Annotated in this window: 16 protein-coding genes; 6 read left to right on the top strand and 10 right to left on the bottom strand. The window is 70.0% G+C overall.

Annotated elements, in window-relative coordinates:
* Positions 1 to 114: 114 nt before the first annotated feature.
* Positions 115 to 1545 carry an SdrD B-like domain-containing protein gene (locus tag MRBLWO14_RS07440; protein WP_341935819.1) on the top strand — a complete coding sequence of 477 codons (1431 nt, stop codon included), beginning with the start codon at positions 115 to 117 and terminating at the stop codon, positions 1543 to 1545.
* A gap of 190 nt (positions 1546 to 1735) precedes the next feature.
* Here MRBLWO14_RS07440 and MRBLWO14_RS07435 read toward each other — a convergent pair whose 3' ends face one another.
* A complete protein-coding gene (locus MRBLWO14_RS07435) occupies positions 1736 to 2578 on the bottom strand; it encodes an alpha/beta hydrolase (protein WP_341935818.1) in 843 nt (280 codons plus the stop codon).
* 96 nt (positions 2579 to 2674) lie between these two features.
* On the opposite strand from MRBLWO14_RS07435, the gene MRBLWO14_RS07430 reads away from it, so the two are divergent.
* A complete protein-coding gene (locus tag MRBLWO14_RS07430; protein WP_341935817.1) occupies positions 2675 to 3235 on the top strand; it encodes a TetR/AcrR family transcriptional regulator in 561 nt (186 codons plus the stop codon).
* Between the two features lie 204 nt (positions 3236 to 3439).
* Positions 3440 to 4237, top strand: coding sequence for a tryptophan-rich sensory protein (locus MRBLWO14_RS07425; protein WP_341935816.1), 798 nt, complete (start codon positions 3440 to 3442; stop codon positions 4235 to 4237).
* A 125-nt stretch (positions 4238 to 4362) separates the two neighbouring features.
* On the opposite strand, the gene MRBLWO14_RS07420 is transcribed toward MRBLWO14_RS07425, so the two are convergent.
* From MRBLWO14_RS07420 to kdpF, 6 genes are read right to left on the bottom strand one after another with little or no spacing between them, the layout of a single operon-like run.
* A complete protein-coding gene (locus MRBLWO14_RS07420; RefSeq protein WP_341935815.1) occupies positions 4363 to 5031 on the bottom strand; it encodes a response regulator in 669 nt (222 codons plus the stop codon).
* Entirely contained in the window at positions 5028 to 7544 is a 2517-nt protein-coding gene (locus MRBLWO14_RS07415; protein ID WP_341935814.1) for an ATP-binding protein, read from the bottom strand. Before MRBLWO14_RS07415 ends, MRBLWO14_RS07420 begins: the two co-directional genes overlap by 4 nt.
* Positions 7541 to 8140: a potassium-transporting ATPase subunit KdpC gene (gene kdpC, locus MRBLWO14_RS07410; RefSeq protein WP_341935813.1), complete on the bottom strand. Its 600-nt coding sequence runs from the start codon at positions 8138 to 8140 to the stop codon at positions 7541 to 7543. Before kdpC ends, MRBLWO14_RS07415 begins: the two co-directional genes overlap by 4 nt.
* 46 nt (positions 8141 to 8186) lie before the next feature.
* Complete coding sequence (gene kdpB / locus MRBLWO14_RS07405) at positions 8187 to 10364, bottom strand: potassium-transporting ATPase subunit KdpB (RefSeq protein WP_341935812.1); 2178 nt, start codon at positions 10362 to 10364, stop codon at positions 8187 to 8189.
* A gap of 2 nt (positions 10365 to 10366) precedes the next feature.
* On the bottom strand, positions 10367 to 12058 hold the full coding sequence (gene kdpA / locus MRBLWO14_RS07400) for a potassium-transporting ATPase subunit KdpA (protein WP_341935811.1): 1692 nt from the start codon (positions 12056 to 12058) through the stop codon (positions 10367 to 10369).
* Positions 12058 to 12147, bottom strand: a complete 90-nt coding sequence (kdpF, locus tag MRBLWO14_RS07395) for a K(+)-transporting ATPase subunit F (RefSeq protein WP_341935810.1) — start codon at positions 12145 to 12147, stop codon at positions 12058 to 12060. Before kdpF ends, kdpA begins: the two co-directional genes overlap by 1 nt.
* 267 nt (positions 12148 to 12414) lie before the next feature.
* Here kdpF and MRBLWO14_RS07390 point away from each other — a divergent pair, with 267 nt between their 5' ends.
* Positions 12415 to 13593, top strand: a complete 1179-nt coding sequence (locus MRBLWO14_RS07390) for an SLC13 family permease (RefSeq protein WP_341935809.1) — start codon at positions 12415 to 12417, stop codon at positions 13591 to 13593.
* 9 nt (positions 13594 to 13602) lie between these two features.
* On the opposite strand, the gene MRBLWO14_RS07385 is transcribed toward MRBLWO14_RS07390, so the two are convergent.
* The 3 genes from MRBLWO14_RS07385 to MRBLWO14_RS07375 all read right to left on the bottom strand — a co-directional run bounded on the left by MRBLWO14_RS07385 (position 13603) and on the right by MRBLWO14_RS07375 (position 17005).
* Positions 13603 to 14181 carry a GNAT family protein gene (locus MRBLWO14_RS07385; RefSeq protein ID WP_341935808.1) on the bottom strand — a complete coding sequence of 193 codons (579 nt, stop codon included), beginning with the start codon at positions 14179 to 14181 and terminating at the stop codon, positions 13603 to 13605.
* Between the two features lie 285 nt (positions 14182 to 14466).
* Positions 14467 to 16431: an APC family permease gene (locus MRBLWO14_RS07380; RefSeq protein WP_341936177.1), complete on the bottom strand. Its 1965-nt coding sequence runs from the start codon at positions 16429 to 16431 to the stop codon at positions 14467 to 14469.
* Between the two features lie 214 nt (positions 16432 to 16645).
* A complete protein-coding gene (locus MRBLWO14_RS07375; protein WP_341935807.1) occupies positions 16646 to 17005 on the bottom strand; it encodes a nuclear transport factor 2 family protein in 360 nt (119 codons plus the stop codon).
* A gap of 104 nt (positions 17006 to 17109) precedes the next feature.
* Between MRBLWO14_RS07375 and MRBLWO14_RS07370 the strand changes: the two genes are divergently transcribed.
* Together MRBLWO14_RS07370 and MRBLWO14_RS07365 are read left to right on the top strand one after the other, a co-directional pair.
* The gene (locus MRBLWO14_RS07370) at positions 17110 to 17808 is read left to right on the top strand and encodes a GTP pyrophosphokinase family protein (protein WP_341935806.1); all 699 of its coding nucleotides are present in this window, start codon (positions 17110 to 17112) and stop codon (positions 17806 to 17808) included.
* Positions 17809 to 17977: 169 nt separating this feature from the next.
* Positions 17978 to 19546: a molybdopterin-dependent oxidoreductase gene (locus MRBLWO14_RS07365; protein ID WP_341935805.1), complete on the top strand. Its 1569-nt coding sequence runs from the start codon at positions 17978 to 17980 to the stop codon at positions 19544 to 19546.
* The last annotated feature ends 3 nt before the right edge of the window (positions 19547 to 19549 follow it).

Here is a 19549-nt window from a genome sequence, read left to right as displayed (position 1 = left end):
TTCCGCCATACGCTCACCGTTTCGCCGGGGTTGAGCAACCCATATCGATATTCCGTCCGATGGACCGTCGGCCTCTGTCAGCATGGCCGAGTCAGATCGTCGGGGGGAACCGTCATGCGCACGAACCAGCTCATCCATTCCGCGGCCATCGTGCTGCTCGGCGTGCTGGGGGTGGGTGTGCTGGCGGGCGTCGAGCTCGTGACCGCGCCGGCCGCGAGCGCGACCGAGCAGAACCCGCGTCTGGGCTCCATCGGCGACCGCGTGTGGCGCGACGAGGATCGCGACGGCATCCAGGATCCCGACGAATCCAGCGCCGCCGACGTCACGGTCGTGCTCTACGGCGCGGACGGTGCGGAGATCGAGCGGACCGAGACCGACCGCAGCGGAGAGTACTCGTTCCGGAACCTGCCGCTGGGCTCGTACACCGTGGGCTTCGAGCGCCTTCGGCCGAACGTCGTGCTCACCGTGCGCGACGCGGGCGGCGACGACGCCGTCGATTCCGACGCCGACCCCGCGACTGGCCGCACCGGCGTGATCATCCTGTCGGCGGGCAGACCCGACGTCACCGACGTGGATGCCGGTCTGGCCACCCGACTCGGATCCATCGGCGATCGGGTGTGGGATGACCGCGACCGTGACGGTGTGCAGGATCCGGACGAGCCAGGGCTTCCGGGCGTCACGGTCGTGCTGTTCCTCGAGGACGGCACCGAGGTGGAGCGCGCCGCGACGAACGCGGCCGGCCGATACTCGTTCACGGAGCTGACGCTCGACCTGTACACGGTCGGCTTCACGGGCCTGCCCGAGGGTGCCGTGCTCACGACCGCGAACGCGGGCGACGACGACGGCGCGGACTCCGATGCCGACCCCGCCACGGGGCGCACCGGCGGTGTGCCGCTCACGACCGCGACGCCCGACGTGACGGATGTGGATGCCGGAGTCGTCATGGCACGCAGTGCGGGCTCGATCGGTTCTCGCGTCTGGCGCGATCGCGACCGTGACGGAGTGCGTGACGCGGACGAGCCTGGAGTGGCCGGTGTCACGGTGGTGCTGTTGCGCGAGGACGGCGCGGAGGCGGCGCGGACGACGACGGACGACTCCGGCGCCTACTCCTTCACGCAGGTCCCGTTCGGGCGGTACACGGTGGTCTTCCAGGGGCTGGCGCGCGGCGACGGGTTCGCGCCGCGCGACGCCGGTGACGACGCCGCGGACTCCGACCCCGACCCGCTCACCGGACGCACGGGCGTGATCGCGGTGACCGCGGCGGCTCCCGATGTGACCGGCACTGACGCGGGCATCGTGGCGCTGCCGCCGAGTGCACTGCCGCCTGCCGCGCCGCCCGCTGGTCCGCCCGCGACTGCGCCTGGTTCGGCTGGGGTGGCGGGAGCAGTGGCGCCGTCCGCCGCCGGCCGGCTGCCCGACACGGGCCCCGACACGGTGTCGATCGTGCTCCTGACAGTCCTCGGCGGGGTGCTCACGACTGTCGGCCTGCTCGCTCTCCGCCGCCGTGCTCCTCTTCCCGCCGCCGGTCGGGACGAAACGCGCTGACCGGACGGATCCTTCTCCGGGTCGTTGAGCGAGCGGGTCCTGCGGGTCGTTGAGCGAGCGAGTCCTTCTCCGGCTCGTTGAGCGAGCGGATCCTTCTGCGGGTCGTTGAGCGAGCGAAGCGAGACGAAACGCGGTGACCGTCGTGTGACGCTCGCCGCGTTTCGTCTCGCTCGCTGCTCCGCTCCGGGGGTTACTTCGCGAGGAAGCCCTTCAGGGCTGCGTTGACCTCGTCGGCGTGGGTCCAGAGGAGGCCGTGCGGGGCGCCCTCGACCTCGACGTACTCGGCCTCCGGCACCGCCTGGTGGAACCGACGTGCGGTGGCGTCGATGGGGAGGATGTTGTCCTTCGTGCCGTGCAGGATCAGGGTGGGCTTTCCGGCGGCGCGCACCGCCTCGACGTCGCCGCGGAAGTCCTCGATCCACGACGGCACCACGGCGTAGGCGGCGACGGGGGCGCTGCCGACCGCGACGTTCCAGCTGCCGGTGACGGCTTCCTGGCTGATACGCGAGCCGAGGTTCTCGTCGAGGTTGTAGAAGTCGTTGTAGAACTGGGTGAACCACGCGAAGCGGTCGCCCTTGGCGGCGGCGGCGATCCCGTCGAACACGTCCTGCGGCACGCCCTCGGGGTTGTCGTCGCGCTGCACGAGGAACGGCTCGAGCGAGGCGAGGAAGGCGAGCTTGGCGACGCGATCGTGGCCGTACTTCGCGACGTAGCGGGCGAGCTCGCCGGTGCCCATCGAGAAGCCGACGAGCACGACGTCGCGCAGGTCGAGCGTCTCGAGCACGGTGTTCAGATCTGCGGCGAAGGTGTCGTAGTCGTAGCCGGAGCCGACCTTCGACGACTGGCCGAACCCGCGGCGGTCATACGTGATGACGCGGTAGCCCTGGTCGAGCAGTTCGCGGGTCTGGCGCTCCCAGCTGTGGCCGTCGAGCGGGTACCCGTGGATCAGGACGACGGGCTGACCCGAACCCTGGTCCTCGTAGTAGAGCTCGACGGGGGTGCTGTTCTCGTTTCCTACGGTGATGTAACCCATGATCCTGATCCTTTCGGTTCCGGTGAGAACGATCGTTCTCGCTCGATAGGACCAACATAGAGAACGTTCGTTCTCGTGTCAAGTAAACTCTTGGGTATGACCGAAGAAGAGGCTCGCGAACGCATCCTCTCCGCCGCGGAGGAGCTGTACTACCGCAAGGGATACGCGGCCGTGGGCATGGACGAGCTCCGTGCCGCGTCCGGCGTGTCGCTGCGCCGGCTCTATGCGCTCTTCCCCGCGAAGGCCGACATCGTCACGGCTGTGCTCGACCGCAAGCACGGGGAGTGGGAGTCGGGACTGACCGGGGCGGTGACGGATGCCGGAGACGATCCGCGCGATCGCCTGCTCGCCGTCTACGGGTACCTCGAGGACTGGTTCTGCACCGACAGCTTCCGCGGATGCGCGTTCATCAACGCGTTCGGCGAGCTGGGTGGCACGAACCCCGAGGTCGCGGCGCTCGTGCGCGACCATAAGGCCTCGTTCCAGCAGTACATGGCGGGCCTCGTCACAGACGCCGGCGCCCCGGCATCCCTCGCAGCGCAGCTGTCGATCCTGGCGGAGGGCGCCCAGAGCACGGCCGCGATCTCGGGCGACTCGTCCGTGGCGGCCCAGGCGCGAGGCGCGGCAGAGGTGCTGATCGACGCAGCCGTCCGCTGACCTCTCTCGCCGTCACGCTCACGCGTACCGAAGGAGATCTCGCGTAGCGAAGGACGGATGCCGCGCATGAGTCCTTCGCAACGTGTGATCTCCTTCGCACCGAACAACCCCGCACTCGCCGTATTTAGCTAGCCAGGCTAGACGTTAGCCAAGCGAGAGTCAAGGGTCTGGGCGGCTCGGGGCCGGGCGCGTAGCGTGCGGGGCATGGAATCCCGGACGAACGACATCCTCCGCCAGGCCGCGATCATCGCTGCGGCGACCTTCATGCTGATCGCCGCCGCCGTCGGATCCGGTGCGTTCGGCGGCACGTCGGTCGACGAGCTGCAGGACGGCGCGCTGTCGGCATCCGGCTCGTACCTCGCGCCCGCCGGACCCGCGTTCTCGATCTGGTCCCTCATCTATCTCGGTCTGATCGCGTACGCGGTGTGGCAGGCGCTCCCCGCGCAGCGGACCGACGAGCGTCAGCGCACGGTCGGCTGGTGGATCGCCGCGACCATGGTGCTCAACGGCCTCTGGCTCGTGACGGCGCAGTTCCTCACGCTTCCGCTCACCGTCATCGTGATCGCCCTACTGCTCGCCGCTCTCGCCCGCGTCATGGTGCTGCTGAATCGGCGCAGCGCACGCACGATCCCCGAACGGATCGTGGTCGACGGAGCCAACGGCCTGCACTTCGGGTGGGTCACGATCGCGACCGTCGCCAACACCGCGGCCTGGTTCACGCAGATCGCCCCGGCCGACTGGGCTGAGCAGGCGGAGGTCTGGGCCGTCGCCGTGCTGGCCGTCGTCCTCGTCATCGGCGTCGCGAGCGCGCTCGTGCTGAAGCGCATCGCCCCGGCGCTGGCCACCGCCTGGGGGCTCTCGTGGCTCGCGGTCGGACGCCTCACCGGCGAGCCCGACAGCACCGTCACCGCCGTCGCGGGGATCGTGGTCGCGGTGGCGCTCGTCGTCGCGGGCGTGGTCGGGGTCCTGCGGCGCCGCCGCACGGCATCCGTGTCCCGCTGACCCGCTCGCGCACCAACTTTTGCGGCCATGGGCAACTTCTGCGGCCACTGTGCTCCCGCACGGCCGCAGAAGGCGCCGAGGGCCGCAGAAGTTGCGGGGGCGAGGGGAAGACGCCCAAAGCGCCCTCAGAGCACGAGCCGGTAGCCCATTCCCGACTCGGTCAGCAGGTGCTCCGGCGACCCGGGTTCGCGCTCGAGCTTCTTGCGCAGCTGCGACATGTACAGGCGCAGGTACCCGGAGTCGGAGACCTGCTCGCTGCCCCAGATCTCCTTCAGCAGGTCCTGCCGGGTGACGAGGGCGCCGGGATGCCGCGCGAGGTGCTCCAGCATCCGCCACTCGGTCGGCGTGAGGTGCACGCGCGAGCCGGAGCGGGTGACGGTCTTCGTCGCGAGGTCGACGACGACGTCCCCGAATCCGACGGTGGACTCCCCGGCCGGCGCCGCCCGTCGCGACAGGGCGCGCAGGCGGGCGAGCAGCTCGTCGACCTGGAACGGCTTGGTGACGAAGTCGTCGGCCCCGGCATCCAGCGCCTCGACCTTGTCGGCGGAGCCCGTGCGCCCGGAGACGACGATGATGGGCACGCTCGTCCATCCGCGCAGCGCCTGGATGACCTCGATCCCGTCGAGTCGCGGCATGCCCAGGTCGAGCATGATCAGGTCGGGGTGGGTCTGCGCGGCCGTCGCGACGGCCGCGGCACCGTCGGCGGCGACGACCACCTCGTACCCGTGCGCGGCGAGCGTGATGCGCAGCGCGCGCACCATCTGCGGATCGTCGTCGGCGATGAGGAGCTTCACTCCGCCCCCTCCGTGTCGGCGCCGGCGAGCGGCAGCGAGATGACCATGGTGAGCCCACCGCCGGGGGTGTCCTCGGGTGTCAGGCTACCGCCCATGCCCTCGGCGAACCCGCGCGACAGGGCGAGACCGAGTCCGAGCCCGGTGGTGTTGTCGGTGTCTCCGAGCCGCTGGAACGGCTGGAAGATCTGGTCGCGCTTCTCGGCGGGAACCCCGGCGCCGCGATCGATCACGCGGATCTCCGCGTGATCGCCGATCGCGCTCGTCGACACGATGACGCGGCTGTCGTCGGGCGCGTGCCGGTGCGCGTTGGCGATCACGTTCACGAGCACTCGCTGCAGCAGCACGGGGTCGGCGGACACCGCGGGCAGGTCGGCGTCGAGGGCGAGCTCGACGTCGGCGGGACCGAGTGCGAGCTCGTCGACCGCGGCGAGCACGGGCCCGGCGACGTCGAGCCGCATGGTCGAGACGGCGAGCACGCCGGCCTGCACCCGGCTCACGTCGAGCAGGTCGGTCACCAGCGACGACAGGGTCGCCAGGCTCTCGTCGGCGGTCGCCAGCAGCTCCTCCCGATCGGATGCCGAGAGGCCGTGCGCCCCGCGGAGTCCGCCGATCGCGGCGACCGCCGATGCGAGAGGGCGCCGCAGGTCGTGGCTCACCGCCGACAGCAGAGCCGTGCGCACCTGGTCGGTCTCGGCGAGGGCGGCCGCCTCGCGGGCGGTGGCGCGCAGGTCGGTGTGCTCGATCGCGGCGGCGAGCTGCGCGACGATCGCGTCGAGCAGCCGGCGGGCCGGGGTGTCGAGGGGTTCGCCGCTGAGCTCGAGGATCGCGGGCGACGCTCCGTCGACGGCGACCGTCGTGACGCGGCCGTCTGGTACGGGTTCGCCGTCGCTCGCCAGCACCTCCCCGTCGGGGGTGAGCAGGCGCACCCCGGCGAGGCCGAACGCCTCGCGGGTGCGGCTGACGAGCGCGATCAGGGCGTTGTCGCCGCGGAGCACGTTGCCGGCGACCGCGGCGAGCAGCTCCGCCTCGGCGGCGGCGCGCTGTGCGGTGCGGGCGCGCCGGGCGGCCTGGTCGACGATGATGCTCACGAGCACCGCGATCACGACGTACAGGGCGAGCGCCAGCACATGCAGCGGGTGGGCGATCGTGATCGTGAAGAGGGGCGCCACGAACAGGAAGTCGAGGGTGACCCCCGACAGCACGGCCGCGAAGACCGCGGGCCGCACACCGCCGACGAGAGCGACCACGACGACGAGCAGCTGATAGGCGAGCACCTCGGCCGTGATCGACTCCGGGCTGCGGAACGTGAACATGACCCACGACAGCAGCGGCCCGAACACGAGCGCGACCGCGAAGCCCAGGACCTGCCGCCGCCAGCCCAGGGCGCCGCCCGTGATGCGGGGGAGCCGCACGCGGTTGCCGGCCGCGGCGTGCGTGACGATGTGCACGTCGATGTCGCCGGAGCGCCGGATGACCTCCGAGCCGATGCCCGGTCCCGTCAGTGCTGCCGCGAGCCGTCCGCGCCGGCTGACGCCGATCACCAGCTGCGTCGCATCGGCACCCTGCGCGAACTCGACGAGCGTGGCGGGGATGTCGTCGCCGATGATCTGATGGAAGCTGCCCCCGAGCGATTCGACCAGCGACCGCTGCGCGGCCAGGGCGCCGGGGGTCTCGTCGCGGAGTCCGTCCTGGGCAGCGACGTGCACGGCGAGCAGTTCGCCGCCGGCCGACCTCGCGGCGATGCGGGCGCCGCGGCGCAGCAGGGTCTCGCCCTCCGGGCCGCCGGTGAGGGCCACGACCACGCGCTCGCGCGCCTGCCACGTGCCCTCGATGCCGTGATCGGCCCGGTAGCTGCGCAGCGCCGAGTCGACCTCGTCGGCGAGCCACAGCAGCGCGAGCTCGCGCAGTGCGGTGAGGTTGCCGAGACGGAAGTAGTTCGACAGCGCGGCGTCGATGCGCTCCGCCGGATACACGAGTCCCGCCGAGAGGCGGTCTCGGAGCGACTGGGGCGCCAGGTCGACGACCTCGATCTCGTCGGCCGCGCGCACCACGGCATCCGGGATCGTCTCCTGCTGAGCGACGCCGGTGATCTTCTCGACGACGGCGTTCAGCGAGTCGATGTGCTGCACGTTCACGGTCGTGACGACGTCGATCCCGGCATCGAGCAGCACCTCCACGTCCTGCCACCGCTTCGCGTTCGCCGAGCCGGGGGTGTTCGTGTGCGCGAGCTCGTCGACGAGCGCGATCTCCGGATGCCGTGCGAGCACCGCATCCAGATCCATCTCCGTGAGCGGCACTCCGCGGTGCAGCTCGGTGCGGCGCGGGATCTCCGGGATGCCGACGGTCTGCGCGGCCGTCGCGGCTCGGTCGTGCGTCTCGACGATCGCGATCACGACGTCGCGGCCCTCGTCGAGAAGGCGCCGCCCCTCGGCCAGCATCTCGAACGTCTTGCCGACGCCGGGTGCGGCGCCGAGCAGCACGCGGAGCCGACCCCGCTTGCCGGATGCCGTCATTCGCCCTCCCGCTCATCGAGCGCGAGATTGAGTTCGGCCGTGTTGATGCGCTCCTCGCCGAGGAATCCCAGATCCCGCCCTTGAATCCTAGACTCCACGAGGTCGCGCACCTCCTGCTCGGGCAGGTCGCGCGCCGCCGCGACGCGCGGCACCTGGAGCAGCGCGTAGGCGACGCTGATGTGCGGGTCGAGACCCGAACCGGATGCCGTCACGGCGTCGGCCGGCACGGCATCCTCGCTCACGCCCTCGCGCTCTGCGATCGCCGCGCGACGCTCCTCGATCGATGCGACGAGGTCGGTGTTCTCGGGTCCGAGGTTGCTGCCGCTCGAGCTCGTGCCGTCGTATCCGTCGCCGGCGGCGGACGGACGGGACTGGAAGTACTCCGGGAGCGCCTCGCCGTCGGCATCCGTGAACGACTGCCCGATCAGCGCGCTGCCCTTGTCATCGGGCAGCGGCGACCCGTTCGCCTGGAACGGCAGCAGGAGCTGGCCGATGCCGGTCACGACGAGCGTGTACGCGACGCCGAGCACGAGCGTGAGGACGACCATGGCGCGCACGGCGACGCCGGTGGTGCGAAGGGTGGAGCGGGTGGACATGAGAGGCCTTTCGGTGTGCGGGTCGTGCAGAAGCGGGCGGGACGTGTCAGAACCCGGGGATCAGACTGACGACGAGGTCGATCAGCTTGATGCCGATGAACGGGGCGATCACACCGCCGAGGCCGTAGACGAGCAGGTTGCGCTGCAGTATCTGCGAGGCGCTCGCCGGGGTGTACTTCACACCGCGGAGCGCGAGCGGGATGAGGAACACGATCACGATCGCGTTGAAGATGATCGCGCTCGTCACCGCGGATGCCGGGGAGTGCAGCTGCATGATGTTCAGCGCCGCGAGTCCGGGGAAGACGCCCATGAACATCGCCGGGATGATGGCGAAGTACTTGGCGATGTCGTTCGCGAGGGAGAACGTCGTCAGCGCGCCGCGCGTGATGAGCAGCTGCTTGCCGATGCGCACGATGTCGATGAGCTTCGTCGGGTCGGAGTCGAGGTCGACCATGTTGCCGGCCTCCTTCGCGGCTGAGGTGCCCGTGTTCATCGCCACGCCGACGTCGGCCTGAGCCAGCGCCGGGGCATCGTTCGTGCCGTCGCCGGTCATCGCGACGAGGCGGCCGCCCTCCTGCTCGCGCTTGATGAGCTCGAGCTTCTGCTCGGGTGTCGCCTCGGCGAGGAAGTCGTCGACGCCGGCCTCCTTCGCGATCGCGGCGGCCGTGAGCGGGTTGTCACCCGTGATCATGACCGTGCGGATGCCCATGCTGCGCAGCTCGTCGAACCGCTCTCGCAGGCCGTCCTTGACGATGTCCTTGAGGTGCACGACCCCGAGGATGCGGTCGCCGGGCGCCGCGCGGACGGCGACGACCAGCGGGGTGCCGCCGCTCGAGGCCACGCCGTCGGTGAGGGCGGCGAGTTCGGCATCCGCGTCCAGTCCGAGCCAGGCGGCGACGGCGGAGCCGGCGCCCTTGCGGATCTGCGTGCCGTCGGCGAGGTCGAGTCCCGACATGCGGGTCTGGGCGGTGAACGGCACGACGACGGCATCCGCCGGCTGTTCGACACGGATGCCGCGGCTCGCCGCCAGATCGACGATCGACGCCCCCTCCGGGGTGGGGTCGGCGAGGGAGGAGAGGGCGGCGACGCGCAGCAGCTCCTCGGCGTCGATCCCCGACAGGGGCAGCACCTCGTGGGCGCGCCGGTTGCCGTAGGTGATCGTGCCGGTCTTGTCGAGCAGGAGCGTGGTGACGTCGCCCGCGGCCTCGACCGCGCGGCCCGACATGGCGAGCACGTTGCGCTGCACGAGGCGGTCCATGCCGGCGATGCCGATGGCCGACAGCAGCGCGCCGATCGTGGTCGGGATGAGGCAGACGAGAAGAGCGATCAGGACGGGGATGCTGACGGGAGATGCCGCGTACGACGCGATCGGGTTCAACGCCAGCACCACCACCACGAACACGATCGAGAGGCTCGCGAGGAGGATGTTGAGGGCGATCTCGTTCGGGGTGCGCTGACGGCTCGCACCTTCGACGAGCGCGATCATGCGGTCGACGAACGTCTCGCCGGGCTTCGACGTGATGCGCACGACGATGCGGTCCGACAGCACGCGGGTGCCGCCGGTGACGGCGCTGCGGTCGCCGCCCGACTCGCGGATCACCGGCGCGCTCTCGCCCGTGATGGCCGATTCGTCGACCGTCGCGATGCCGGCCACGATGTCGCCGTCGCCGGGGATCAGGTCGCCCGCCGCGACGATCACGATGTCGTCGCGCTGCAGCTCAGCCGACGACACGTCGACGGTCTCGGAGCGCTCCGCCGTGGCATCCGTCGTCGCGTCGTACCGTATGACCCGCCGGGCCATGGTGCTCGTGCGGGTCTTGCGCAGGGTGGCGGCCTGCGCCTTGCCGCGGCCTTCGGCGACCGATTCCGCGACGTTGGCGAACAGCACGGTCAGCCAGAGCCAGATCGCGATGCCCCAGGTGAACGGAGCGGGCACGGGGGTGCCGCCGGAGGCGGCGGGTCCGCCGAGGAACGGCTCGGCGATCGCGAGGACGGTCGTGAACGCCGCGCCGACCCACACGAGCAGCATGACGGGGTTGCGCAGCAGTGAGGCCGGGTTGAGCTTGCGCAGCGCACCGGGGAGGGCCTGCGTGAGCTGCGCCCACCCGAACGAGCGGGGTGCGGGCGGTGCGGCGGCTGCGCCGGCATCCCCCTCGGTCGTCGAGCGAGCGGCATCCCCCTCGGTCGTCGAGCGAGCGGAGCGAGACGAAACGTGCGAATCCATGATCAGGCGAGTCCTTCGGCGAGCGGTCCGAGTGCGAGCACGGGGAAGTAGGTGAGTGCCGTGATGATGACCGTCACGGCGGTGAGGAGTCCGACGAACTGGGGCCGGTGGGTGGGCAGCGTGCCGGTCGTCTCGGGCACGCGCTGCTGGGCGGCGAACGACCCGGCGAGGGCGAGCACGAGCACGATCGGGATGAACCGGCCGAGCAGCATGGCGACGCCGAGGGCGGTGTTGAACCAGGGCGTGTTCGCGGTGAGACCGGCGAACGCGGAGCCGTTGTTGTTCGACGCCGACGTGAAGGCGTAGAGGACTTCGCTCATGCCGTGGACGCCGGGGTTCAGGATGCTGGTCGACTCGACGTCGGCGCGGATCCCGGGCACGGCGAAGCTCAGCGCGGTGCCGAGCAGCACGAGCGTCGGCGTCACGAGGATGTAGAGGCTCGCGAGCTTGATCTCGCGCGGACCGATCCGCTTGCCGAGGTACTCGGGGGTGCGGCCGACGAGGAGTCCGCCGACGAACACCGCGATCACGGCGAGCACCAGCATCCCGTACAAGCCCGATCCCACCCCGCCGGGGGCGACCTCGCCGAGCATCATGTTGAGCATCGGCATCATGCCGCCGAGCGCGGTGTACGAGTCGTGCATGGAGTTCACCGCACCGGTCGAGGTGAGAGTGCTGGCGCTGCCGAACAGGGCGGAGCTGAGGATGCCGAAGCGCACCTCCTTGCCCTCCATCGCCGATCCGGCGAGCTCGGGGGCCGTGCCGCGGCCGGCGAGCTCGAGCGCCGAGAGGGCGAACGTCGAGACGAGGAAGATCGTGCCCATGACGGCGGCGATCGCGTAGCCCTGCCGGTTGTCGCCGAGCATCCGTCCGAAGGTGCGCGGGAGCGCGAACGGGATCACGAGAATGAGCAGGATCTGCAGGAGGTTCGTGAAGCCGGTGGGGTTCTCGAACGGGTGCGCGGAGTTCGCGTTGAAGAATCCGCCGCCGTTGGTTCCGAGCAGCTTGATGGCCTCCTGTGACGCGACCGGTCCGCCGGGGATCGTCTGCGTGCCGCCGGAAACGGTCGTCACGTCGGTGAAGCCGGCGAAGTTCTGGATCACCCCGCCCGCGAGGAGCGCGACCGCGCCGATCAGGGCGAGGGGGAGGAGGATGCGCCCGAGGGCGCGGATCAGATCGACCCAGAAGTTGCCGATCGTCGTCGAGCCGCGGCGGGCGAACCCGCGGATGAGCGCGACGGCCACCGCGAGACCCACCGCCGCCGACACGAAGTTCTGCACCGTGAGACCCGCGAGCTGCACGGTGTAGCCCATGGTCTGCTCGGGCGAGTACGACTGCCAGTTCGTGTTGGCGACGAACGACGCGGCGGTGTTGAAGGCGAGCCCCTCCGGTACGGCGGGCAGGCCGAGCGATTCGGGGAGGAACGCCTGCAGACGCTGCAGCCCGTACACGAGCAGCAGACCGACGACGGAGAACGCGATCACGCTGCGTGCGTAGGCGCGCCAGGTCTGCTCGGATGCCGAGTCCACACCGATCACGCGATACACGCCGCGCTCGACGCGGAGGTCGCGCGGCGTGCTGAACACGTGCGCCATGTAGTCGCCGAGGGGGCGATAGAGCAGCACGAGCGCGACGATCAGCACGGCCGCCTGGAGGACGCCGAACCAGATCTCGGCGCCGGATCCCGCGCCCATCAGAACTTCTCCGGCGCGACGAGGGCGACCACGAGGTAGACGGCGGCGGCGACGGCGAGGGCCGCGCCGATGATCTCGAAGACGATCACAGTCTCTCCACCCCCTTCGCGATGAGGGTGACCAGGGCGAACAGCGCGAGAGTCAGCGCGATGTAGATGATGTCGAGCACGAGAGTCGATACAACTCCCGTGCGGGGGCCGTATCCGTGATCCTCACGCTTCCCCTACGGCGGTATGCCGGAATGCATGCGGGATGCTCACGCCGAGTGCGGGGATCTGTCCCGAGGTGACACCGCTCGAGCGAGTCGCATCGGCGCCGACGCCCGCATCCGCCTCAACCGGCCGTACACTCACGAAGTGAGCGCGACGCGACGCCGGCCGGGGCCGGGCACCATCATCGTCCTGGTGCTGGTCGCCATCGCCCTCGTCTGCCTCGTCAGCGGCATCCTCCCCGCACCGGATGCCGGGGCGCTCGGCGCACGGATCACGCCCGTCCTCGGATTCGTCGTCGCCATCACGATCGTCGCCGAGCTCGCGCGCGATGCGGCGGTGTTCGACCTCGTCGCCCAGCGCCTGGCCCGCTGGGGTCGCGGACGCGTCATCGCCCTCTGGGCCTCGGTCGTCGTGCTCGCGGTCGTGAGCACGGTGTTCCTGTCGCTCGACACGACCGCCGTGATCGTCACACCCGTGGTCGTCGTGCTGGCGCAGAGCATCGGCGTCTCACCGCTGCCCTTCGCGTTCGCGACCGTGTGGCTCGCGAACACGGCCTCCCTCGCGCTGCCCGTCTCGAACCTCACGAACCTGCTCGCGGCGCCCGCGATCGGCGAGTCCCCGGCATCCTTCCTCGCGCTGAGCTGGGCGCCGACTCTCGTCGGCATCGTCGTCCCGGTCGCCCTCCTGACGATCGTGCACCGCCGCACGCTCTTCGGCGGATATCGGATGCCGTCGGCCGCCGCACCGTCCGATCGCGTGCTGTTCTGGGGAGCAGCCGGCATCCTGATCCTCCTCATGCCGCTGCTGGCGCTCACCCACGACGTGTGGATTCCGGCGACCGTCGCCGCCGTGCTGCTCGTGGTGCTGTTCGCCGTGCGTCGGCCGCACGTGCTGCGCCTGTCGCTCGTGCCGTGGCAGGCGATCGGCCTCGCGGCCTCGCTGTTCGTGCTGGTCGAGACAGCGCACGCGAACGGCATCCTCGACGTCCTCTCCGCCCTCGCGACCGACGGTCACGGGGTGGGGCAGCTGCTCGGACTCGCGTCGGCGGGGGCGCTCGCCGCCAACGGGGTCAACAACCTGCCCGCGTATCTGATCCTCGAACCTGCGGCTTCCGACCCCGTCACGCTCATGGCGCTGCTGATCGGCGTGAATCTCGGACCCCTCATCACCCCGTGGGCGTCGCTCGCGACGCTGCTCTGGCATCACCGGGTCGTGTCTCTGGGGGTCGAGATCCGCTGGCGCACGCTCATGCTGTGGGGTGCGGCGGTGGCCGTGCCGACGGTGGTGATCGCGACCCTCGTGCTCGCGCTCGTCGCCGGCTGATCCGACGATTCAGATCGCTGCCCACTCCTCCGCGAGGATGCCGTAGTTCATGCCGTCGAGCCACTCGCCGGAGCGGTGCAGGGCGGTCTTGCGGCTGAACTCCTCGCGCCGCATGCCGAGCCTCTCCATGAGGCGCCACGACGGCTCGTTGTCGGCGAAGCATCCGGCGTGCACGCGGCGCAGCCCGAGGGGCCCGAAGCACGTGTCGATGACAGCGCGGATCGCCTCGGTCGCATAGCCCTGTCCGGTGTGCGCGGGATCGAGCACCCAGCCGAGCTCCGCCTCGACGCCCTTCGCCTGGTCGGCGACCTCGAGCTGCGCCCATCCGTCGCCGATCCGGATCATCACGTCGCCGATCGCGGTGGCGCCGCTGTCGGCGGCGACGAGTTCGATCAGGTGCATCGCCGCGAGCCGGTCGGGGTCGAGGTACCGCTCGCGGAACGCCTCGATCGTGTCGGGCGCGAGCCCCAGCCAGCGGTTCACGTCGGGCAGGCGCCGCCACTCCCACATCACGTCGATGTCGGCCGCGGTCATCGGGCGCACCTGCAGCCGTTCGGTGCGGACAGGCCAGACCTCGTGCGCGCTCATCCCCTCAGCCTAGACAGGCGCCTGCGCGTGCCCGTTCCCGTGTCGAGTCGCCCCGCGCCCGCCCTCCCCCGCGCCCCCGCTCACTTGCGCCGAGACCCACCCCGCGCCCCCGCTCACTTGCGCCGAGACCCACCACCCGCGTCCAAACCCACCACCCGCGTCCAAACCCACCACGAAAGACGTCGCGGATGGTGGGTCTCGGCGCGCGTGGTGGGTCTCGGCTGCTCAGGCAGGCGGGCGCAGCAGGCAGGCAGGCAGGAGGGTGGGAGCGAGGCGCGCCCCGGCTCACGCCTCGGGCGGACCCTCCGGCCGGTGCGCCCGGCGACCGCTCACGACCACGGGGCGGCCGGCGCGCTCCTGGCCGGGCAGCGGACGCGACCGGCGTCCGTAGATGAGCTCCGACGAGTCGAGCAGCCACGGCACGAGCGTGATCGTCACGCCGTGCACGAGCATGAGCTGATTGGCCATGCGGCGGGCGCGACGGTTGTGCAGGAACGTCTCCCACCAGTGCCCCACGATGTACTGCGGCAGGTACACGGTCACGACCGACGCGCCGTGCTTCGCCCGGTACTGCTTGATGAACTGCGCCACCGGCTGCGCGAAGGCGCGGTAGGGCGACTCGACGATCACGAGCGGGATCGGCACGAGGTGGTCGCGCCATTCGCGCTGCAGCTCGGCCACGTCATCGGATGCCACGGCGACGTGCAGTCCGATCGTCTTGTCGTGCTTGGCGGCCACCGCGTAGTCGACGGCCTTCGCGACGGGCTTCTGCAGACGGTTGACGAGCACGATGGCGAGGTCGCCCGTCGCGCCGAACTTCGTCGTGTCGTCGATCGCGATCTCGTGCTCGACGTCGCGGTAGTACCGCTTCACACCCATCATCAGGAACGCCAGGATCGGGATCGCGAAGAACACGAGGTACGCGCCGTGCGTGAACTTCGTGATCGTCACGATCACCAGCACGAGCACCGTGAGGATCGCGCCGGCCGTGTTGATCACGAGCCCGACCTTCGCCGAGCGGCGATCGGATGCCGAGGCGCCGTCGATCCCGGCATCCTTGGCGTCCTCCGCCGGCCCGCGCAGGACGCGTCGCCAATGTCTGACCATGCCGATCTGTCCGAGCGAGAACGACACGAAGACGCCGATGATGTAGAGCTGGATGAGGGTCGTCAGCCGCGCCTGGAACACGACGAGCACGGCGATCGCGGCGATGCCGAGCACGATCATGCCGTTCGAGAACACGAGCCGGTCGCCGCGGGTGTTCAGCGACTTCGGCGCGTAGCCGTCGCGCGCGAGCACCGACCCGAGCAGCGGGAACCCGTTGAACGCCGTGTTGGCGGCGAGCAGCAGTACGCACGCGGTCGCCGCCTGGATGATGAAGAACAGGATGCTGCCGCCGCCGAACGTCGCGGAGGCGATCTGCGCCATGAGGCTCGGCTGCGGGTTCGAGCAGTCGAAGCCGACCAGGTCGCAGGGGTTCTCGGCGTAGTGCACGCCGGCGATCAGTGCGAGCGCCGTGAGTCCGGCGAACAGGCATGCCGCGATCGACCCCATGAGCACGAGGGTGGTCTGGGCGTTGCGGATCTTCGGGGTGCGGAACGCGGGCACGCCGTTCGATACGGCCTCGACGCCGGTGAGGGCGGAGCATCCGCTCGAGAAGGCGCGCAGGATCAGGAGGATCACGGCCGCCTGGCCGAGGTCTTCGGAGTGCACGGCGAACTCGGCGCTCGACGCCACGGGCGCATCGCCGAGGAACGTGCGGATGAGACCCGTCACGATCATGAAGCCGACCGACCCGATGAACACGTAAGTCGGGATCGCGAACACGAGCGACGCCTCGCGGACCCCGCGCAGGTTCACGATGATGATGAGGATCACGAAGCCGACCGCGAGCTCGACGCGGAACGGGTCGAGTCCCGGCACGGCGGAGATGATGTTGTCGACACCCGACGCGACCGACACCGCGACCGTGAGGATGTAGTCGACGAGCAGAGCGGATGCCACGATCACGCCGGGGATCTCGCCGAGGTTCTTCGACGCGACCTCGTAGTCGCCACCCCCCGACGGGTAGGCCTTGATGAGCTGGCGGTAGCTCAGCACCACCACGATGAGCAGCACGACGACCGCCGTGGCGACCAGCGGCGTGAAGGAGAGGAACGTCAGACCGCCGATGAGCAGGATCATCACGAGCTCCTGCGGCGCGTAGGCCACGGAGCTCAGCGCATCCGACGCGAAGATCGGCAGCGCCATCTTCTTGGGCAGCAGCTGATCGTCGACCTGCTGGCTCGTCAGCGGTTCGCCGATGAGGATGCGCTTGGCGAGCGGAGGAGCATCCGTGTTCTCGCGTGATTCATCTGACACGTCCGGCGACTTTACGCCCGCTGACGCTTCCCTCACGTCATCCTCACGGAATCCCTACGGCGCGTCGTGCCTCCCTAACGGAATCCTCACGCCCGTCACGGTGTCAGTCCTGGTGCGGACGGGGCATGTACCACTCGGTGAACTCGGTCGCCCTGCCCTCGGCATCCAGTCGCACGATCCAGAGGTTGAGGTAGTCGCGCTCCGCGGGGTACTTCGTGCGGCCCTCGACGGCCACGAATCCGGCATCCTCGCGGACGATCCACCAGTCGAACGACCATGATCCGGGGTTGTCGAGATCGTCGAGCCATCCGGCGACGATCGCGTCACGTCCCACGCGCGGCTCCGCGTCGGGACTGGTCAGATAGCGCGCGTCGTCGGTGAACAGCGCGCCGATCTGCTCCGGGTCGTTCGACCGCCACGCCTCGATGTACGCCTCTGTCCACTTCTCGCCTGCGCTCGTCATGTGCTCCGTTCTAGACGGGTGCCGAGACCGGGTCAAGCGGGGTGCGACACGCGCCATGGAAGATCCACAGCCCTTTCCGATCACGGACGCGTAACGTCGGAGCCATGACGTCCCTCCAGGTCACCGATGACGCGATACAGCAGACTCGGGAGCTCCGTGACGAGTTCCAGCGTTTCCTGCGGGAGTACGAGTTCGGGATGCGGGAGGTCGAGACGAAGATCGGCATCCTCCGCGACGAGTTCACGCACCACCACTCGTACAACCCGATCGAGCACGTCAAGAGCCGCCTGAAGACGCCGGACAGCATCGTCGAGAAGATCGCCCGCAAGGGCATCGAGGAACCCGACTTCGAGCGCATCCGCGCCGAGATCACCGACATCGCCGGAGTGCGCGTCACCTGCAGCTTCGTCGCCGACGTCTACCGTCTCTTCGACCTGCTCACCGCGCAGGACGACGTCACGGTGCGCACGGTGAAGGACTACATCGCCCAGCCGAAGGACAACGGCTACAAGAGCCTGCACGCGATCATCGAGGTGCCCGTCTTCCTCTCGACCGGCGCTCTGTCGGTGCCCGTCGAGGTGCAGTTCCGCACCATCGCCATGGACTTCTGGGCCAGCCTCGAGCACAAGATCTACTACAAGTTCTCGAACCGGGTGCCGTCGCACCTCGTCGACAGTCTGACGGATGCCGCAGAGGCCGCCGCCGAGCTCGACAGCCGCATGGAGCGTCTGCACCGCGAGGCGCACGGCGTCCCTCAGCGGGAGCTTCCTCCGCCTCCGCCCCCGCACGTCGTGCAGGTCTGACCCCGCGGGTCGGCGGCCCGGCCGTGCAACTTCTGCGGCCTCGGCGCGCTTGTGCGGCCAATAGCGCGGCTCGCGGCCGCAGAACTTCGCCGTGGCCGCAGAAGTTGCCGCGGCATCCGATCCTGCGTCCGCTCCGAACAGAGTGAGACACACGGTGGAGGAGTGCATCATGGCGCAGCGCAGCACGCAGGGAGGCAAGCGGTTCTTCGTCTGGGCCGCCCTGGCAGGACTCGTCAGCGGGGCGGTGTTCCTCGCGGTCGCCGAGCTGTTCGCCCTGATCCTCGCGCGGTCGGCGAGCCCCGTGCTCGCGGTCGGCGGGTTCGTCATCGACATCGTGCCGCAGCCGTTCAAGGAGTTCGCGATCGCGACCTTCGGCGAATACGACAAGATCGCCCTGCTCGCGGGCCTCGGTCTGGCCGTCGTGATCGCATCGGCGGTCGGCGGCATCCTCGAGTACGTGCGTCCGCCGCTCGGCGTGGTCGTCATCGTGATCGCCGGTGCGCTTTCTACCGCCGCGGTCGTGACGCGCGCCGGAGTCAGCCCCCTCGGCTTCCTGCCCCCGCTGCTCGGAGCCGCCGCCGGCGCGGTCATCCTCGTGATGCTGTCGCGGCGCCTGCGCACCTGGAAGGCCGCGGCCGTTCCCGCCGACGGCGAAGAGGCGCCGAAGGCGATGGGCCGTCGCCAGTTCTTCCTGCTCGCCGGCATCGCCGGAGCATCCGCCGTCCTCGTCGGCGTCGCCTCGCGCGCCGTGAGCATGGCGGTGACCTCGGTCGAGGCAATCCGCGACAACCTCAAGCTGCCGAAGCCGAACTCGACCGTCACGATCCCGGACGGCGCTGAGCTCGACATCAAGGGCATCAGCCCCCTGTTCACCCCGAACAAGGACTTCTACCGCGTCGACACGGCCCTGACCGTGCCCACGGTCGACCCCGACACCTGGCGGCTCGTGATCGACGGCATGGTCGACGAGCGGGTCGAGATCAGCTTCCAGGACCTGCTCGACATGGGCCTCGACGAGTACGTCATCACCCTGACCTGCGTGTCGAACGAGGTCGGCGGCGAGCTCGTCGGAAACGCCAAGTGGCTCGGCGTGCCGGTGCGCGACGTGCTGAAGAAGGCGGGCGTGAAGGGGGATGCCGACATGGTGCTCTCGAAGAGCGTCGACGGCTACACGGCCAGCACGCCGCTGTCGGCCCTGACCGACGACAACCTCGACGCGATCTTCGCGGTGGCCATGAACGGCGAGCCGCTGCCGCCCGAGCACGGCTTCCCCGTGCGGATGGTCGTGCCCGGCCTCTACGGCTACGTGTCGGCGACGAAGTGGGTCACCGAGCTCAAGGTCACGACGTTCGAGAAGGACGAGGCCTACTGGACCCCTCGCGGATACAGCGCGGAGGCACCGATCAAGTTCTCGTCGCGCATCGACACCCCCAAACTCGGCGCGGCGGTCGACGCGGGCAGGATCGCGATCGCCGGTGTCGCCTGGGCTCAGACGGTGGGCATCGAGCGCGTCGAGGTCAGCATCGACAACGGGGACTGGACCCCTGCGACCCTCTCGGCGCCCGTGAACGAGAACACCTGGGTGCAGTGGTTCCTCGAGTGGGACGCGACCCCCGGAACCCACTACGTGGCCGTGCGCGCCGTCAACAAGAACGGCGACCTGCAGATCGAGGACCGCGCGCCCATCGCCCCCGACGGGTCGACAGGCTGGCAGCGGTCGCTGATCCGGGTCGCCTGATCC

This window comes from Microbacterium sp. LWO14-1.2 (assembly GCF_038397715.1).
In the GTDB taxonomy this organism is placed as follows: domain Bacteria; phylum Actinomycetota; class Actinomycetes; order Actinomycetales; family Microbacteriaceae; genus Microbacterium.
Note: the sequence above shows the minus strand (reverse complement) of the source record. Positions and strands in the feature narration are given on the sequence as shown.

Excerpts from the sequence above, each read along its gene's own strand:
- MRBLWO14_RS07440 (WP_341935819.1), top strand. The coding sequence starts at position 115 with ATGCGCACGAACCAGCTCATCCATTCCGCGGCCATCGTGCTGCTCGGC.
- MRBLWO14_RS07435 (WP_341935818.1), bottom strand. The coding sequence starts at position 2,578 with ATGGGTTACATCACCGTAGGAAACGAGAACAGCACCCCCGTCGAGCTC.
- MRBLWO14_RS07430 (WP_341935817.1), top strand. The coding sequence starts at position 2,675 with ATGACCGAAGAAGAGGCTCGCGAACGCATCCTCTCCGCCGCGGAGGAG.
- MRBLWO14_RS07425 (WP_341935816.1), top strand. The coding sequence starts at position 3,440 with ATGGAATCCCGGACGAACGACATCCTCCGCCAGGCCGCGATCATCGCT.
- MRBLWO14_RS07415 (WP_341935814.1), bottom strand. The coding sequence starts at position 7,544 with ATGACGGCATCCGGCAAGCGGGGTCGGCTCCGCGTGCTGCTCGGCGCC.
- kdpC (WP_341935813.1), bottom strand. The coding sequence starts at position 8,140 with ATGTCCACCCGCTCCACCCTTCGCACCACCGGCGTCGCCGTGCGCGCC.
- kdpB (WP_341935812.1), bottom strand. The coding sequence starts at position 10,364 with ATGGATTCGCACGTTTCGTCTCGCTCCGCTCGCTCGACGACCGAGGGG.
- kdpA (WP_341935811.1), bottom strand. The coding sequence starts at position 12,058 with ATGGGCGCGGGATCCGGCGCCGAGATCTGGTTCGGCGTCCTCCAGGCG.
- MRBLWO14_RS07385 (WP_341935808.1), bottom strand. The coding sequence starts at position 14,181 with ATGAGCGCGCACGAGGTCTGGCCTGTCCGCACCGAACGGCTGCAGGTG.
- MRBLWO14_RS07380 (WP_341936177.1), bottom strand. The coding sequence starts at position 16,431 with ATGGCGCTGCCGATCTTCGCGTCGGATGCGCTGAGCTCCGTGGCCTAC.
- MRBLWO14_RS07375 (WP_341935807.1), bottom strand. The coding sequence starts at position 17,005 with ATGACGAGCGCAGGCGAGAAGTGGACAGAGGCGTACATCGAGGCGTGG.
- MRBLWO14_RS07370 (WP_341935806.1), top strand. The coding sequence starts at position 17,110 with ATGACGTCCCTCCAGGTCACCGATGACGCGATACAGCAGACTCGGGAG.
- MRBLWO14_RS07365 (WP_341935805.1), top strand. The coding sequence starts at position 17,978 with ATGGCGCAGCGCAGCACGCAGGGAGGCAAGCGGTTCTTCGTCTGGGCC.